We start from the raw sequence: 15,114 nt of genomic DNA on the forward strand, positions 1-15,114 counted from the left end.
AAATCCCCAGTACACGACCAATCGAACTGTGCTGTTCATCACAGTGGGCACGAAAAGGCTGTCGCGTCACACAGGCATACCTAAACGTTGCGGCTACATGAATATCTCGGTGTAATAACGGCGCGTTACATGTCCTTCCGGCATGCTTCACGCATCCAGGACCGCACTTTCCGTGAAAGAGAACCTCATGAAGCGAACTGCTGCCGTGGTCGGCGCACTGGGATTGACCATCGGCCTCGGTGCCGGCGTCGCCACCGCGAACGCGCCGGTCGAGCCCGCACCGGTCCAGCCCGCCGCGGAGGCCGTGCCCGCCGAGGCCGCTGCCACGGAACCCACCGCGGAGGAGTTCGCGACCGGGTCGATGGCCATCGACACCATCGTGCGCGCCGCCAACGAAGAGGACGCCGCAGGCGCCATCGCGACCGCTGTCGGCACGATGACCGTCGACGGGCTGCGCGAGTGCGGACTCGGGATGCTGATCGGTGCCACGACCGACGAGATGACCCCGAAGAACGTCGGCACGTTCCTCACCGTGGCAGGCAAGCGCCTGATCGCAATTGCACAGGGCCCCGCAGCCGTCATCTCCGTCGTCGCGGGCGGCTGCGTCGAGCGCTCGCTGCTCATGGCGTTCGACGTCCCCGCAGGGCCCGCGAAGATCAGCGGATCGGTCGCGTCGCTTGCTCTCGGTGGCCTGCTCGGCACCGGACTGCTCGCCACCGCCTCCAGTGCCGGCGACAGCGGCCTGCTCGACGCCGCGTCGTCGGCTGCCAGCTCCGACACCGCCTCCGCTGACACCGCGTCCGCCGACACGTCGTCTGCCGGCACAGGGTCGGAGGGGCTGCTCGACGCGGGCTCGCTCGCGGCCAGCGAGCCGGTCTCGGACACGTTGATGGCCGGCGCCGCCGGATTCTGATCCCCGGAACCGACGACGAGGGCCGGACACCGCGATGGTGTCCGGCCCTCGTGTCGTCGGTCGCCTCGGATCAGCCGAGAAGGTCGAGCAGGGTTTCCAGCAGGTCGGCGAACACCCCGAGGTCCTGCTCGTTCGCGAGTTCCTGCACGATGTCGAGGTCGAACGCCGACAGCAGGGTTCGCAACAGCTCGAGGCCCTGCCCGACGACCGTCGCAGGCGCCGTGTCCTGGTCCTGCGTCGGCGACGACTCGTCCGTCGCGGGCTCGGCGGTGGTGGCCGGGTCCGGAGCCACCTGGGTGCTCGGCGCGGTCGTGTCGCTCTGCCCCACGGCCGGTGCGGTGCCCGTCGCATCCATCAGGTAGTCGACCGCCCCCACGATGATCGCGACAGCGTGCTTGAGCCGGCCGTCCTGGCTTTCCAGGACGGCCGCGTCGTCCGGATTCGACCCGTTACCCATCTCGACGAAGGCCAGCGGGACGGTGGTGAGTGCCGGCCCGGCGAGGTCGGAGCGGGACTGGATGCCGTCGACTACGCCCGCGTAGTTGGCGGGCGTGAAACCCGCCTCGCGATATGCGTCCCGGATCGCGGTCGTCGCGGCCTTGCCCTCTTCCGACTGGACTTCCTCGACAGTGGCGTCCGGGACAGGCAGCGTGGGCACGATCAGGTGGAACCCGTGTGCCGTCGGCCCCTGCGAGGCAGCGGTGGAGTCCGCGTGGATGCTGACGGCGAGATCGGCACCGGACGCGTTCGCCGCGCGTGCCCGCTCGTCGACGCAGCCACCCCACCCGCTGTCGTCCTGTCGACTCAGCTCGACCGTCGCCCCGAGCTTCTCCAGGCCCGCCTTGACGAGTTGCGCGACGTCCCAGGTGATGGTGTGTTCCGGAACGCCACCGAGAGTCGTCATCCCGGTGGTCTGGCAGTCCTTGGTACCGCCGCGGCCGTCGTCGACCTGGCGCGACAGATCCTCGTCGTGCCCGGTGCCCTGATGGCCGGGGTCGAGGAAGACGGTCCGGCCGGCCAGGGGCGTCGGCGCTGCCACTCCTTCGGCGACGGGTGCGGGGTCGGCGGCGGCCGGCTGCGCTCCGGCAACCGGTGTGAGTGCCGCGGTCATCGCGAGCGCCGCGAGGCCCGCCGTGAGAATCTTCTTGGTCATCCCGAGATGGGAGCACCTGTCCGGTGCGCCGCTCTCCTTTCGGCCGACTGGTCGAGGTGTCACTTCAGCACCTCAGGTCACAGGCGAATCAAGTGAACCACTGGACACAGCAGTCACGGGAGTCCTCGACCCCTCCGAACCGACAACCGATGACGATCCGTGACCTTCGATACGGCCGAATCCCCGACCGCCATCGATCTCACGGCACCAGCGCCTCTCAGATGTGGAAGAGCATCGTCTCCGCGGTGAGTCCGGGGCCGAAGGCCATCGCGCAGCCCGCACCGGTGGGTCCGCCCTCCTGCGCACGCTTCATGATCTCGGCAAGGACGAACAGGATCGTGGCCGACGACATGTTGCCGTAGTTGTCGAGCACATACCTCGATGCGGACAGATCCTCGGGCTCGAGGCCGATGCCGTCCTCGACGGCATCCAGGATGGACCGCCCACCGGGGTGGACCGCCCAGATGTCGATGTCGTCCTTGGACCCGCCCGCGAGGATCTCCTTGAGATTGCGTTCGTCGAGTGCACGACCCAGCGTGCCGGGCACCTTTCCCGACAGCACCATGTCGAATCCGATGTCGCCGATCCGCCAGGTGATCAGTTCGGGGGTCTCGGGGACCATGACCGCCTTGAAGGAATCCATCGCGATCCCCTTCTCCTCACCGGAGACGAGAACGGCCGCGCAGCCGTCGCCGAAGACGAGGAAAGAGAGCATCGTCTCGAGAGACTCCGATCGTTGCAGGTGCAGCGAACACAGCTCGAGACTGACGACGAGCACCTTCGCGTTCGGCTCGGACCGAACGATGTGGTGGGCCAGTTTGAGTCCGTTGATGCCTGCGAAGCAGCCCATGAAGCCGACCTGAGTGCGTTCGACCGACGAGTTGACGCCGCATCGCTTGATGATCTCGAAATCAATACCCGGAGAATAGAATCCGGTGCAGGTGATGACGATGAGGTGCGTGACCTCGGCCGCTGCGTCCCCGAGTTCGAGCCCCTCGACGGCGCGAACCGCGAGATCCGGTGCACTGCGCTCGAACTCGATCATCCGGGTCTCGGTGTCAACCGAGTTCGGATCGTTGCCGTAGAAATCGGATGGGGACGCGATCCCCGCGTAGCGATGCGAGATCTGCGACCGGTCGGCCATCCGCCGGAACAGCAACTGCTTGCGCCGCTCGGTGAAGGAGGCATCCGCGAACGCGACGAAGGCGTCGTGGACGTCGTGCTCGGGAACGACGGTACTGATGCGGTTGATGTACGCGGTGGTCACAGACAACGCTCCGAAAGGTGTTGGAAGAAACAGGAATAGCGGGCACGACAGGAACGAAGGCTGCGTCATTGAACCCTTGAGTACCAGAAGTTAGCCGACCCTAAACGTCCGCGCAAGCGGTACGTTGAGCGGCGGTCGCCCCACCTCGTACGGCGATCAGCACGCGAAAGGATCTCCGTGGCCCGAATTCTCCTGTGCAGCGCGCCCCTCACCGGGCACGTCGCTCCGATGCTCGCCATCGGCTCTCGCCTCGCCGAGGACGGCGCCGACGTCGCGATCCTCACCGGAACACGGTTCGAGGACCGCGCGCTGCGAGCGGGGCTCCGGTTCCACGCACTGCCTCCCACCTGCGACTACGACGACACCAAGCTGGGTGAGCGGTTCCCCGGGCGTGAACGTAGGCCCGCGTTCCTGCGGTCCCTCTTCGACGCCGAACAGATGTTCGCGAACCTGCTCGCGGACCAGTACCACGCCGTCGCCAAGGCCGTCGAGGCCGAGGGTGCCGACACGGTGATCGCGGAGAACCTGTTCATGGGTGCGCTGCCGCTGATCGGAAGCGAACTGGACGTTCGCCCAAAGTTGTTCGCCGTCTGCGTTTCTCCGCTGATGTCGACGAGCGTGGACACCGCACCCTTCGGGCCCGGACTTCCGCCGTCGACCGGACCACTCGGTCGGGTCCGGAATCGGGCCCTCAACGCGGGGGCTCGCTCGATCGTCATGCGCCGGGCCCAGGCGATCGCCACACGCCGCACCAGAGAGGTGATCGGCGAGGATCCGGCATGCTTCCTCCTGGACTGGCCACTGCACGCCGATGACGTGTTCGTGCTGACCACACCGGCTTTCGAGTATCCGCGCACGGACGTCGGCGACCGCCTGAGCTTCGTCGGCCCGATCCTCCCCGCGGCGCCGCGAGACTGGCCGACACCGCCCTGGTGGGATCGCCTCGGCACCGATCGACCTGTTGTCCTCGTCACACAGGGCACCCTCGACAACCACGACCTCGGCACCCTGATCGAGCCGACCGTCGACGCACTGGCGGATTCGGACACTCTCGTCGTCGTCGCCACGGGCGGCCGTCCGGTCGACTCGCTTCGGCGCACCGCAGCGAACGTCGTGGTCACCGAGTTCGTTCCGTTCTCGCTACTGCTCCCCCACGTCGACGTCATGGTCACCAACGGCGGCTGGGGCGGCGTGCATTTCGCCTTGTCACACGGGGTTCCGCTGGTCGTCGCGGGCAGCACCGAGGACAAGGCCGAGATCGGAGCGCGGGTCGCGCGGTCTGGAGCGGGCGTACGGATCCGGAGCGGATCACCCTCCCCCGCCGCGGTGCGACGGGCGGTGACCGAGGTCCTGGCGGACACCCGGTACGGGGTACGGGCGCGCGCACTCGCCGACGATCTCGCATGCCACGACGCGACGAAGTCGATATCCCGGCGGGTTCGCGAAGTTGCCGCGTCAACGTAGCACCCCATCGCGAGCGAGTTCTGGGTTATGTTGCCGCCCATGCGTAAACGTGTGTTGTGGATCATCGGGGCGGTACTCGCGGTTGCAGTAATCGCGGTCGGCGTCGGGCCGTGGGCGTACGCCAAGTTCTTCCACGGCGATCAGCCGGACGCGCTCGGGCTCAGCGGGGCGGCGACCGGCGGGTCCGGTTCCCTCGACGGAAACTGGACGGTCGCCCCGGAGTCCGCGGCCGGGTACGAGGTCTGGGAGACACTCAACGGTCAACGCGTGTTCGTGCGGGGTCAGACCCAGGACGTGACCGGCACTGCCACAGTGGAGGATTCGACGCTCAGCGCGGGGGTCGTCGAGGTCGACGTCGCGAGCATCGCGACCGACAGCGAGCGCCGGGACGCCATGTTCGACATGATGATCATGAACACCGGGTCGTTCCCGACCGCAACCTTCGAGGTGACCGAGCCGGTCGACCTGTCGGTCGTGCCGGAGGACGGTTCGACCGTGTCCGTCCCGGTCAGCGGAAAGCTGACCCTCCACGGTCAGACCCGCGATGTCACAACGAATTTCGACATCCGCCGATCGGGCGAGAACATCGAGACGGCGGGTGCCGTCGATGTCGCCTGGACCGACTACGGGGTGCAGAAGCCGACGACGTTCCCGAACATCGTCGTCGAGGATGCGGGCCAGGTGCAGTTCTCGATCGTGCTGGGCAAGTCCTGATCCCCGCAACCACCGATGTCGTCGTCGTCGGGGCCGGCCCGACCGGCCTGACCGCCGCGGCACTGCTCACGCGGCGGGGCGTCCGGTGCGTGGTCGTCGAACGTCACACCGATCCGTATCCCCTCCCGCGTGCGGTCCATCTGGACGACGAGGTCCTGAGGATCGCGCAGGCCGCCGGTGTCGCCGACGAGGTCGCCGCCGTCTGCGAGCCGGCACTCGGACTGCGCCTCGTCGACGGCCACCTCCGCACCCTGCTGGAACTCCGCCGCGACAGCGCGGTCGGGACGCACGGGTGGCCCGAGACGAACATGTTCGACCAACCCGACCTCGAGTGGGTGCTCCGAACCGCCCAGACCCGGCATCCGGAGATCACGCTGCTCTCCGGCCACGAGGTCACGGGAGCCTCGGTGCGAGGCGACGGCGGCGCCGACGTCACCGTTCGAACAACCCAGGGTGACGGATCACGCACCATCGCCACACGCTTCGTACTCGCGTGCGACGGGGCGGGCAGCGGGATGCGCGATCGGATCGGCAGCCGCATGCGGGACCTCGGCTTCGACCAGCACTGGCTGGTCGTGGACGTCCGCTGCGAACGCGACCTGACCCTGTGGCCCGGCGTCCACCAGATCTGCGCAGGCGCCGAGTCCGGAACCTTCATGCGGATCGGCGAACACCGCTACCGCTGGGAGTTCCGGATTCCCGCCCCCGTGCCGGTCACCGACGACGAGGCGGCCGCCAGACTCGGACCGTGGTTCCCCGACGGCGATGCAACCGTGGTGCGGCACACCGTCTACTCCCATCGAGCAGCCGTCGCAGACACCTGGCGCCACGGGCCGGTGTTCCTGCTCGGCGACGCCGCGCATCTGACACCACCGTTCATCGGTCAGGGCCTGGGCGCCGGCCAACGTGACGCGGTGAACCTCGCCTGGAAGATCTCGGCGGTGCTGTCGGGACGGGCCGACGAGCACCTCCTCGACACCTACCAGCTCGAGCGGCGAGGCCATGTCGTCAGCGCGGTGCTCGGCGCCGTCGTCGTCGGCAGGGTGATGGCTGCGCCGAGCGCGCTGCACCCGGTTCTACGGGGAATCGCGCGACTCCCGAACCCCGACCCGATCGCACGCCGCGTCCTCTCTCCTCGCCTCCGAGGGGGCGCACTGGCGGGCCGACTCTCGCGGTCCCCGATCGGCGCTGCGTTCCCACAATGGATCGGTGCGGACGGTCGCCGTTCGGACGATCTGCTCGGCTCCGGATTCGCCGTGCTCGGAGCCTCCGACGACCCGGGGTTCGCATCACTCGTCGACGATGTGGACGCTCGACGGATCAGCGTGGGAGACCTGCCCGCATCCGCAGCCTGGCTCGCGCGACATCGCCTGCGGGCGGCGGTGGTCCGACCCGACCGGGTGGTACTCGCCGTCGTCGACGACCGCGGCCGTTTCCACGAGCCCCGCGTCTTCCGCGGACGTCACCGGCGGGTGAAGTTCAGGTGGGTGACGCCGCTCGGCGAGGCCACCGACTCGACGTCGTAGGCGTCCTCGAGGTCCTCCAACCCGTCCCAGAGCCGCACTCCCCTGCCGAGCAGAACCGGCACCTGCACGACGTGCAAGTGGTCGACGAGGCCTGCGGCGAGGAAGTCCCGCACGACCGTCGGCCCGCCGCCGATCCGGACATCCAGCCCACCGGCCGCCTCCCGCGCCCGAGCAAGTGCCTCCTCCGGCGTGGCGTCGATGAAGTGGAAGACGTTGCCGCCCTCCATCTCCAGGGTCGGGCGCGGGTGGTGGGTGAGGACGAACACCGGCGTGTGGAACGGCGGGTTCGGGCCCCACCAGCCCTGCCACTCGTCGTCGGCGCCGAGATCGGTCCACGGACCGGTCTGCGGACCGAACTTCCCGCGGCCCATGATCTCCGCGCCGATCCCGACCTCGTGACGCCGCGCGAACGCATCGTCGATTCCCTCGGATCCGCCGTCCTCGCCGACCATCGCCCGCCAGAAACGGGTCCCGAACATCCACTGGTGCAACCGCTCGCCTGCGTGCCCGAACGGTGCGTCGAAGGTGAGTCCCTCGCCTGTGCCGAAACCGTCGAGCGAGATCGTGAAATTGTGTATGCGGACCTTCGACATGATGTGCCTCCCCTTGACGAACGTGCCCGGTCCGAGCCGGCTGATGTGTCTATCATCGCCGCATGGGGGGACACACCGGAGTACGTGAACACGTCGTGGCCGAACGCGCCGAGCTGGTGGGCCTGCTCGCGGGCCTCGACGAGGAACAGTGGCGGACGCCGTCGCTGTGTGGAGGCTGGACCGTCCGCGACGTCGCCGCTCACCTGAGCCTCGACACCGTCACGCAGGCCCGCTACGCACGAATGTTCCTGCGCCGGCCGATGCCGGACGCGTTCAACGACCACTGGGTGGCATCGCAGCGAGACGTCCCGACCGACGTCCTGGTCGCGGGGCTCGCGGAGTCCGCGCGGTCGAGCTGGTTCACCCGCTACGCGCCGCGAATCGCCCTGGCGGACCACGTCGTACACCAGCAGGACATCCGTCGCCCCCTCGGACTCCCCCGCACGATCGACCCGGAGCGACTCCGACTCCTTCTGGGCCGCCCCGATCCGTTCGCCTTCCCCTTTCGGTTCACCCGAGGCCTGACCTTCGTCGCGACCGACCTCGACTGGCGCCACGGAAGCGGACCGGAGGTCACGGGCCCGGGAGAGTCGCTGGCACTGGCGATGGTGGGGCGACCGATCGTGCTCGACGAGCTGTCCGGTCCGGGGGTCCCGACGCTGCGGGCCCGCATGGCCTGATCCCGACGGACGTGAGAACTGCGCGCCCGCACGGAGAGTTCGCGTGCGGGCGCGCAGTGGTCCACCGGTGGCTACCCGGCGGTCGGAGCCGTCTCGCTGCCGGATCTGTCCGACGCGTGCTCGGCGGCGATGAACGAGAACACGACCGAGGGACCGATCGTCGCACCCGCACCGAGGTACTTGCGCCCCATCACCGACGCGGTGATGTTGCCCGCGGCGTACAGGCCGGGGATCGGCGCACCGGCCTCTGTCAGCACCCGCCCGTGTTCGTCGCAGAGCAGCCCGCCGTTGGTTCCGATGTCGCCCGGGTACATCGCAACCGCATAGAACGGCGGCTTCGCGACGGGCCCCAGGCACGGATTCGGCTTCCGGGACGGATCACCTTGGTACTTCTCGTGGTCGCCCTCGCCGCGGTGGAAGTCCTCGTCCACCCCCGTCGCCGCGAACCCGTTGAACCGATCGACGGTCGCGGCCAGAGCAGTGGGATCGACACCGCACTGACGTGCCAGGTCCTCGAGGGTGTCCGCCTTCTTCATCGCTCCGCTGGTGACCCACTCCTTGGGGGTCTTCCCCGGAGGCGCCCCGCCGAAGACGTACCGCGACCGGTGCCGGGAGTCGACGATCAGCCACGACGGCAGCGCGCCGCCGACCGCCTTCTCCTGCGCGAACATCGACTGGCCGGCCTCCTGGTACGCGACGGCCTCGTTGAAGTACCGGTTGCCCTGGGCATCGACCATGATCGACCCCGGCTTGCTGCGTTCGCTGATGCACATCGACGGCACGCCGTCGGGCATGATCCACGAGGGCAGCCACCACGCTTCGTCCATCATGTCGGTTGCCGCGCCGTGCTTCATCGCGACCTGGAGTGCCTCGCCGGTGTCACCGGGGTTCGCGCTCGTCCACTCGACCCGGCCCGGCTGGTCCCGCGAGAACTCCTCACGCATCGTCTGGTTGCGCGAGAACCCGCCCGCCGACAGCAGCACACCCTTCCGGGCGCGGACGCGGATCTCCTTGCCGTTCCGTTCCAGAACTGCGCCGACCACCTTGCCGTCCTCGACGACGAGATCGACGAATGCGGTCTCCGTCCACACGGGGACACCACGCGTCAGCAGCGCCTTGAGCACGTAACCGATCAGCGCCGCGCCGTTGGTGACGTTCTTCCGCCCCCGCAGCCTTCCGGCCACGGTCCGCGCCATCACCCGCGACATCCGGGCGACGCCCGTGCGGGTGAACAGACTCGACACGTACGCGGCCTCGTAGGTGTACAGCGTGAGATTGCCTGCCACCGGAGGACGAAGTCGCTGCGCCCACTCACCGAGTTGCCGCGTGTCGAAGGCCGTCGCCTCGACCGAACGTGACCGTGCCACCCCGCCTTCGACCCCGCGGACTCCCGAGTAGTAGTCGCTGTAGCCCTCGCAGTGGATGAACTCCACTCCCTCGTTCTCGAGGAAGGTGAACATCTCGGACCCGGACACGAGATACGCCCGACGACGGGCCGTGGAGGAGGCGGGACTGCAGTCTTCGGCTTTGCCCGCGACGGTGTCGAAGTACGCGACGGCCTTGTCGTACGAATCCGGGACACCGACGCGGGCAAGCATCGGGTTGTCGGGCAGCCAGATGACGCCACCCGACATACCGGTGGAGCCGCCCACCTTGTCCGTCTTCTCGGCGACGACCACGTCGAGGCCGAGCGAGGACGCGCGGAGAGCTCCGACGAGTCCGCCGCCCGACCCGACGACGAGCAGGTCGGTGGTGTGGTCCCATTCGGTCCCGGCCTGGCCTCCGTTCTCGGATTCGTCGCCGTCCGTGCCGGTTTCGCGCGTGCTCACCAGGTCACCGGCAGCGAGTAGACGCCGTACGCGAGGCGGTCGGACTTGAACTCGACACGGTCTGCCGGAATCGCGACGGCAAGGTCCGGCAGTCGCTTGAGCAGGGTGCTGTAGACGATCTGCAGTTCGGCCCGCGCCAACTGCTGGCCGATGCACTGGTGCGGACCGAACCCGAAGCCGGTGTGCAGGCGAGCCGAACGTGTGATGTCGAGTCTCTCCGGCTCGGGGAATGCCGCCGGATCCCAGTTGGACGAGCTGAGCTCGATGATGACGCCGTCGCCGGCCTTGATGTGCTGCCCGGAGATGTCGATGTCCTCGAGTGCGATCCGGCGCTGACCGTTGTGGATGATGCCCAGGTAGCGCATCAGTTCCTCGACTGCGTCGGCGACGACCGTGTCGTCCTCCGCGTCGCGGATCATCTCCAACTGGTCCGGGTTCTCGAGCAGCGCCAGCGTGCCGAGGGCGATCATGTTCGCACTCGTCTCGTGTCCGGCGATGAGCATGCCCAGGCCCATCTGGGCGGCTTCCGCGGCGTCGATCTCGCCGTCCCTGGCGTACCCGGCGAAGTCGCTGAGCACGTCGTCGGCCGGATCCTCCATCTTCTTCTGGACGATCTCGAGCATGAACATGAACATGTTGGCGAATGCCTGCATGTTCTGTTCCGGCGTGGCGTACCGGTCGACGGCCTGGACGGAGTTCTCCTGGAAGAAGTCGTGGTTCTCGTAGGGAACGCCGAGCATCTGGCAGATGACGATCGACGGAACCGGAAGTGCGAGCTTCTCCACGAGATCGGCGGGCTTCGGCCCCGCCACCATCGCGTCGATCAGCTCGTCGACCGTCTGCTGGATGAACGGACGGAGCGCCTTCACCCGCTTCACGGTGAACGCGCGGGTCATCATGCGGCGGAACCGGGCGTGCTCCTCGCCGTCCGAGTTGAACACCGACTTGGGCCGGATGCCCACGTTCGCGGCCATACCTTCGTTCCAGTGCGGGAAGCCGGGGAGCTTCTCGTCGACGCTGATGCGCGGATCACCGAGCAGCTCCTTCTGCGCTTCCAGTCCGGTGATCAGCCAGGGCTTCGAGCCGTCCCAGATCTCCACCCGGCTGACGGGGTTGATCTCGCGGAGCTTCTTGGTTCCCTCCGGCGGGTCGAAGGGGCACCGCGGATCGCGCTCCATCGGGAAGTAGGGTGTCTCGGTGAGTGATTCGGTGACTGCTTCTGACATCGGGGTGTCCTTCGCTGGTCAGCTGTGAACGGAGTGGGTCAGTCTTCGACGACGATGGCCATGGCAGGACACACCGCGGCGGCGTGCCTGACGTCGGCGGCTTCCGAGGCAGGCGGATCCTCGTCGATGAGGAACGCGATGCCGTCGTCGTCCCTCTGGTCGAAGACCGTGTCCGCGGCAGCGACACACTGGCCGGCCGCAATGCACTTGCCCTGGTCGATGGTGATCTTCATGGATGTCTCCTAGCCGGGAGCCGCTGTGACGGCGGCGAGAGTTGTCGGGCGCACACGTGGTCCTGGGATTCGGACCCGTCGGTCGCCGGGTGTCACCCGACGCCCACCTGGTCCTCGTGGACCGTGTGTCCGATCCGACCGACGTGTCGGCGCGACTGCTTGGCCATGTTCCACCCGACGATCGCGGCGACGGTTCCGTCGATGGACAGGGCGGCGACGAATCGTCCGGCCGCGAGATCGCCTTCCACGACGGTCATCTCGGCGCCTCTCGGGATCACGCCGTGCACCTGGATCTTCGTCGCGAACTGGTCGGTCCAGAAGTACGGGGCTCCGACGGGACCGCGGGGCTGCCCGAGTATCTCGGCGGCGACGGTCAGTCCGTGCTCGGTCGCGTTGGTTCGATTCTCCAGCCGGCGGCTGGTGCCCGTCACCGCGTCACGCACACGCGCCACGTCCCCGGCCGCATAGATTCCCTCGGCGGCCCGGCACGCGCTGTCGCACAGGACGCCGTCGTCCACGTCGAGTCCACTGTCCCGCAGCCAGTCCGTCACGGGTGCCGCGCCGACGGCGACGACCACCACGTCCGCGGGAAGTGTCTCCCCCGTCGCGAGTTCGACCCCGCCGACCCGGCCGCCCGACTCGGCGAATCCGACCACCGCCTCGCCGAGGCGGAGACCGACCCCCTGCGCGGCGTGGAGTTCGGTCAGCACCGACGAGATCCCGCCACCGAGCTGCGATTCCATCAATCCCGCCTGCGGGCCCACGACGGTGACGTCGACACCCATCTCGTGTGCCGTTGCGGCGATCTCGGCGCCGAGGACGCCGTCCCCGACCACCACCAGTCGCCGGGCCTCCAGCAGGTCGGCCCGCAGTGCGGTCGCATCGTCGACGAAGCGGAACGAATGCAGACCGTCGATCACAGGCTGACCGGGCAGCGAACGCGGATGGGCTCCCGTGGCGATCACGACGTGATCCGCCGAGATCTCACGCCGGGACGTGCGCACGGTCCGGGTCCGGGCGTCGAGCGAGAGAGCGGTCTCGCCGAGCGCGACGGTGATGCCGAGCCCGTCGATGTGGTCCTCGGCGCGCAGCACGGCACGGTCGGGAGCCCAGTCGCCCGCGAGCACCTGCTTCGACAGCGGGGGCCGGTCGTACGGCGCGTGCACCTCGGCGCCGATCATGGTGATCTCTCCGTCGTATCCGCCGCGCCGCAGCGCTTCCGCGGTCGACAGGCCGGCCGCGGAAGCGCCGACGACGAGGACACCGGTCTCCGTCGTCATGCCTCGCCGCTCTGACCGGAACCGACGAGTTCGGACTCGTCGGCCTTCTGTTGCTGCCCTCCGCCCTGTTGAACCTGTGTGGTCTGACCGGCCGAGGTGCCGCCGTCGACGGGCAACAGGGTCGCGGTCACGTATCGGGACCTGTCGGAGGCGAAGTAGAGGGCGGCGTCCGCGACGTCCTCGCTCGAGCCGTCACGCTTCAGCGGCCGGTTCGCGGCCATCATCTGGCGCACCATCGCAATGAACGTGTCCGCATCGGCCCCCATGGCCACTGCGGACTTGGCCAGCAGCGGCGTCGGAATGCTGCCGGGCGCAATGCAGTTGACACGAATGTCGTGCTGCGCCAGATCGATTGCGACGGACTTGGTGAAGTGGATGACGGCGGCCTTCGACGCCCGGTAGGTCATGACCGCGGCGCCCGCCTGGATGCCGCCGATCGACGAGATGTTGACGATCGAACCGCCACCCGTCTCGGCCATCCGGACCGCGGCGAACTTCGTACCGGCCATGACTCCGAGAAGGTTGACGCTCATCACCCTCTCGAAATCGGCGAGGTCGTCGTCCAGGAAGCTCGAGTGCATCGTCCCGGAGACTCCTGCGTTGTTGACCATGACGTCGAGCCGTCCGTACTTCTCGGCCGCGTGATCCACGGCTGCCGCGACCTCGGCCGGGACCGCGACGTCGGTACGCACGAACTCGGCCGCATCGCCGAGTGCGGCGGCCAGCGCGCGGCCGGCCTCCTCGTCGACGTCGGCGATGACGACGCGGCCGCCCTCGGCCACGAACTTCTCGACGATGCCCTGACCGAGCCCCGAGGCACCACCGGTGACGACGACGATCTTCCCTGACAACTCGTTGGTCATGTGCGGCGCCCTTCGAATCTGATGTGAAATGCGGATGGGTTCAGGAGAATTCGCGGACCGGGCCTGGTCGCGACAGCAGTCGGGATTCGAAACCGTTGAGAACCGTCGAGTGGCCGGTTCGTACCGACCCTCGCTCGCGGGCGAGACCCGACACCCCCCGTGGGTGTGTTCCAGGTCTCACTGTGGCACCCAGGGTGGCAGCGTCACACAACCTTGTCAAGCGATTGATTGAAACTTTCCTGCCTGCACCTGTGTCTCGATGACCCGACGACGGGCGCAGCCACCACAACGCGGCGAAAATCGGGGCGGACCCGAGATTCGACGCCCGATCGACCCGCATGACGTGCATCGTCCCGGCCTGCGGGCCCGATCCACTCAATCGATTGATTCACGTGTAGGCTGGCAAAGAACCGGGCAGCACGCGCACGGACGCGGCCGATCCGCGGTTTGCGCGCCGTCCGGCTGCCAGAACCGAGTCACAGCGAACAAGAGCGAGGTCAGACACGTGGCGACTGCATCGACCGCCCCCGAAGAGGGGTACGTCGCGGGGCCGGCCACGCGTCAGCGCAAGAAGGAAGCAACGCAGGAGCTCATTCTCGACACCGCCGAACGCCTGTTCGCCGAGAACGGCATCTACACGGTGTCGAACCGGCAGATCGCCGAAGCCGCAGGTCAGGGGAACACCGCCGTGGTCGGCTATCACTTCGGCAGCCGAACCGACCTCATTCGCGCACTGGTCCGCCGCTTTCACGAGAGCGTGGAACCGAAGCGGAACGAGGTCGTCGCGCAGGCGATGGGGTCGACCAACGTCCGCGACTGGATCGAGTGCCAGGTCCTGCCGATCACCCTGCGCTTCGAAGAACTGGGCTCCCCCACCTGGTTCGCACGATTCGGCGCACAGCTCATCGGCGACCCCGAACTGAGAGGCATTCTGCTCGCGGAGTCCTGGGGCGATTCGCAATCCCTGCACGAACTGCAGGAAGGCCTCCTCTCGTGCCTTCCGTTCCTCCCGGCGCAGATCCAGCCCGAGCGCCAGGATTGCGCACTGTTCCTCATCATTCACATGTGCGCGCAGCACGAACGAGCCTTGGCCGACGGCGTTCCGACCATCAGGTCGACATGGAACGAACTGGCGACCGGACTCGTCGACGCGCTGGTCGGAGTGTGGACCGCACCGGTCACGCCGGCCTGACGCCACAGCCCACTCGCCACCCGATCCGCACCGCGGCGGGCATCTCCGATGCCGCGCACCGTCGCCCCGTGGGTGATTCACCTCCGCACTGCGCGACCCTCCCGCATCCCCACACCAGGCTCGCCTCGCATGCATTCGAGGCGAGCCTGGTGTGTTGACCTGCGTCTTCACTCCCGTTCGG

At 68.1% G+C, this 15,114-nt stretch carries 14 protein-coding genes; 6 read left to right on the forward strand and 8 right to left on the reverse strand.

Going from position 1 to position 15,114, the window contains the following annotated elements; translation table 11 throughout:
• Nucleotides 1-187: 187 nt before the first annotated feature.
• Entirely contained in the window at nt 188-913 is a 726-nt protein-coding gene (locus tag ACFSJG_RS13720; RefSeq protein ID WP_378485751.1) for a hypothetical protein, read from the forward strand.
• 70 nt (nt 914-983) lie between these two features.
• Here the strand turns inward: ACFSJG_RS13720 and ACFSJG_RS13725 are convergent, their stop codons facing one another.
• Nucleotides 984-2,066: an N-acetylmuramoyl-L-alanine amidase gene (locus ACFSJG_RS13725; RefSeq protein ID WP_378485752.1), complete on the reverse strand. Its 1,083-nt coding sequence runs from the start codon at nt 2,064-2,066 to the stop codon at nt 984-986.
• A 217-nt stretch (nt 2,067-2,283) separates the two neighbouring features.
• Nucleotides 2,284-3,333 carry a type III polyketide synthase gene (locus ACFSJG_RS13730; RefSeq protein ID WP_378485753.1) on the reverse strand — a complete coding sequence of 350 codons (1,050 nt, stop codon included), beginning with the start codon at nt 3,331-3,333 and terminating at the stop codon, nt 2,284-2,286.
• A 177-nt stretch (nt 3,334-3,510) separates the two neighbouring features.
• On the opposite strand from ACFSJG_RS13730, the gene ACFSJG_RS13735 reads away from it, so the two are divergent.
• Genes ACFSJG_RS13735 through ACFSJG_RS13745 form a run of 3 tightly spaced genes read left to right on the forward strand, consistent with a single transcriptional unit; the run spans nt 3,511 to nt 7,037 of the window.
• The gene (locus ACFSJG_RS13735; RefSeq protein ID WP_378485754.1) at nt 3,511-4,797 is read left to right on the forward strand and encodes a glycosyltransferase; all 1,287 of its coding nucleotides are present in this window, start codon (nt 3,511-3,513) and stop codon (nt 4,795-4,797) included.
• 39 nt (nt 4,798-4,836) lie between these two features.
• Nucleotides 4,837-5,511, forward strand: a complete 675-nt coding sequence (locus tag ACFSJG_RS13740; RefSeq protein ID WP_378485755.1) for a YceI family protein — start codon at nt 4,837-4,839, stop codon at nt 5,509-5,511.
• Entirely contained in the window at nt 5,511-7,037 is a 1,527-nt protein-coding gene (locus ACFSJG_RS13745; RefSeq protein WP_378485988.1) for a bifunctional 3-(3-hydroxy-phenyl)propionate/3-hydroxycinnamic acid hydroxylase, read from the forward strand. The genes ACFSJG_RS13740 and ACFSJG_RS13745 overlap by 1 nt, the downstream gene beginning before the upstream one ends.
• On the opposite strand, the gene ACFSJG_RS13750 is transcribed toward ACFSJG_RS13745, so the two are convergent.
• Complete coding sequence (locus ACFSJG_RS13750; protein ID WP_378485756.1) at nt 6,974-7,630, reverse strand: dihydrofolate reductase family protein; 657 nt, start codon at nt 7,628-7,630, stop codon at nt 6,974-6,976. The two genes, ACFSJG_RS13745 and ACFSJG_RS13750, sit on opposite strands and share 64 nt — an antisense overlap.
• A gap of 62 nt (nt 7,631-7,692) precedes the next feature.
• Here ACFSJG_RS13750 and ACFSJG_RS13755 point away from each other — a divergent pair, with 62 nt between their 5' ends.
• Nucleotides 7,693-8,310 (forward strand): maleylpyruvate isomerase family mycothiol-dependent enzyme, encoded by a 618-nt coding sequence (locus ACFSJG_RS13755; RefSeq protein ID WP_378485757.1) that lies wholly within the window; start codon nt 7,693-7,695, stop codon nt 8,308-8,310.
• 71 nt (nt 8,311-8,381) lie between these two features.
• Here ACFSJG_RS13755 and ACFSJG_RS13760 read toward each other — a convergent pair whose 3' ends face one another.
• The 5 genes from ACFSJG_RS13760 to ACFSJG_RS13780 all read right to left on the reverse strand — a co-directional run bounded on the left by ACFSJG_RS13760 (nt 8,382) and on the right by ACFSJG_RS13780 (nt 13,741).
• Nucleotides 8,382-10,139: an FAD-binding protein gene (locus tag ACFSJG_RS13760; protein WP_378485758.1), complete on the reverse strand. Its 1,758-nt coding sequence runs from the start codon at nt 10,137-10,139 to the stop codon at nt 8,382-8,384.
• Nucleotides 10,136-11,365, reverse strand: coding sequence for a cytochrome P450 (locus ACFSJG_RS13765; protein WP_378485759.1), 1,230 nt, complete (start codon nt 11,363-11,365; stop codon nt 10,136-10,138). Before ACFSJG_RS13765 ends, ACFSJG_RS13760 begins: the two co-directional genes overlap by 4 nt.
• Before the next feature lie 38 nt (nt 11,366-11,403).
• Nucleotides 11,404-11,598, reverse strand: coding sequence for a ferredoxin (locus ACFSJG_RS13770; RefSeq protein WP_378485760.1), 195 nt, complete (start codon nt 11,596-11,598; stop codon nt 11,404-11,406).
• A gap of 92 nt (nt 11,599-11,690) precedes the next feature.
• Complete coding sequence (locus ACFSJG_RS13775) at nt 11,691-12,878, reverse strand: NAD(P)/FAD-dependent oxidoreductase (protein ID WP_378485761.1); 1,188 nt, start codon at nt 12,876-12,878, stop codon at nt 11,691-11,693.
• Nucleotides 12,875-13,741, reverse strand: a complete 867-nt coding sequence (locus ACFSJG_RS13780) for an SDR family NAD(P)-dependent oxidoreductase (RefSeq protein ID WP_378485762.1) — start codon at nt 13,739-13,741, stop codon at nt 12,875-12,877. The genes ACFSJG_RS13775 and ACFSJG_RS13780 overlap by 4 nt, the downstream gene beginning before the upstream one ends.
• A gap of 505 nt (nt 13,742-14,246) precedes the next feature.
• Here ACFSJG_RS13780 and ACFSJG_RS13785 point away from each other — a divergent pair.
• Complete coding sequence (locus ACFSJG_RS13785; protein ID WP_378485763.1) at nt 14,247-14,933, forward strand: TetR/AcrR family transcriptional regulator; 687 nt, start codon at nt 14,247-14,249, stop codon at nt 14,931-14,933.
• Nucleotides 14,934-15,114 lie beyond the last annotated feature (181 nt).

The sequence above is a fragment of the Rhodococcus gannanensis genome (assembly GCF_042681175.1).
In the GTDB taxonomy this organism is placed as follows: domain Bacteria; phylum Actinomycetota; class Actinomycetes; order Mycobacteriales; family Mycobacteriaceae; genus Rhodococcus_G; species Rhodococcus_G gannanensis.

What these genes read in the sequence shown, in the direction of transcription:
- ACFSJG_RS13740 (WP_378485755.1), top strand. Translation starts at nt 4,837, where the DNA reads ATGCGTAAACGTGTGTTGTGGATCATCGGGGCGGTACTCGCGGTTGCA.
- ACFSJG_RS13775 (WP_378485761.1), bottom strand. Translation starts at nt 12,878, where the DNA reads ATGACGACGGAGACCGGTGTCCTCGTCGTCGGCGCTTCCGCGGCCGGC.
- ACFSJG_RS13750 (WP_378485756.1), bottom strand. Translation starts at nt 7,630, where the DNA reads ATGTCGAAGGTCCGCATACACAATTTCACGATCTCGCTCGACGGTTTC.
- ACFSJG_RS13755 (WP_378485757.1), top strand. Translation starts at nt 7,693, where the DNA reads ATGGGGGGACACACCGGAGTACGTGAACACGTCGTGGCCGAACGCGCC.
- ACFSJG_RS13720 (WP_378485751.1), top strand. Translation starts at nt 188, where the DNA reads ATGAAGCGAACTGCTGCCGTGGTCGGCGCACTGGGATTGACCATCGGC.
- ACFSJG_RS13765 (WP_378485759.1), bottom strand. Translation starts at nt 11,365, where the DNA reads ATGTCAGAAGCAGTCACCGAATCACTCACCGAGACACCCTACTTCCCG.
- ACFSJG_RS13725 (WP_378485752.1), bottom strand. Translation starts at nt 2,066, where the DNA reads ATGACCAAGAAGATTCTCACGGCGGGCCTCGCGGCGCTCGCGATGACC.
- ACFSJG_RS13770 (WP_378485760.1), bottom strand. Translation starts at nt 11,598, where the DNA reads ATGAAGATCACCATCGACCAGGGCAAGTGCATTGCGGCCGGCCAGTGT.
- ACFSJG_RS13780 (WP_378485762.1), bottom strand. Translation starts at nt 13,741, where the DNA reads ATGACCAACGAGTTGTCAGGGAAGATCGTCGTCGTCACCGGTGGTGCC.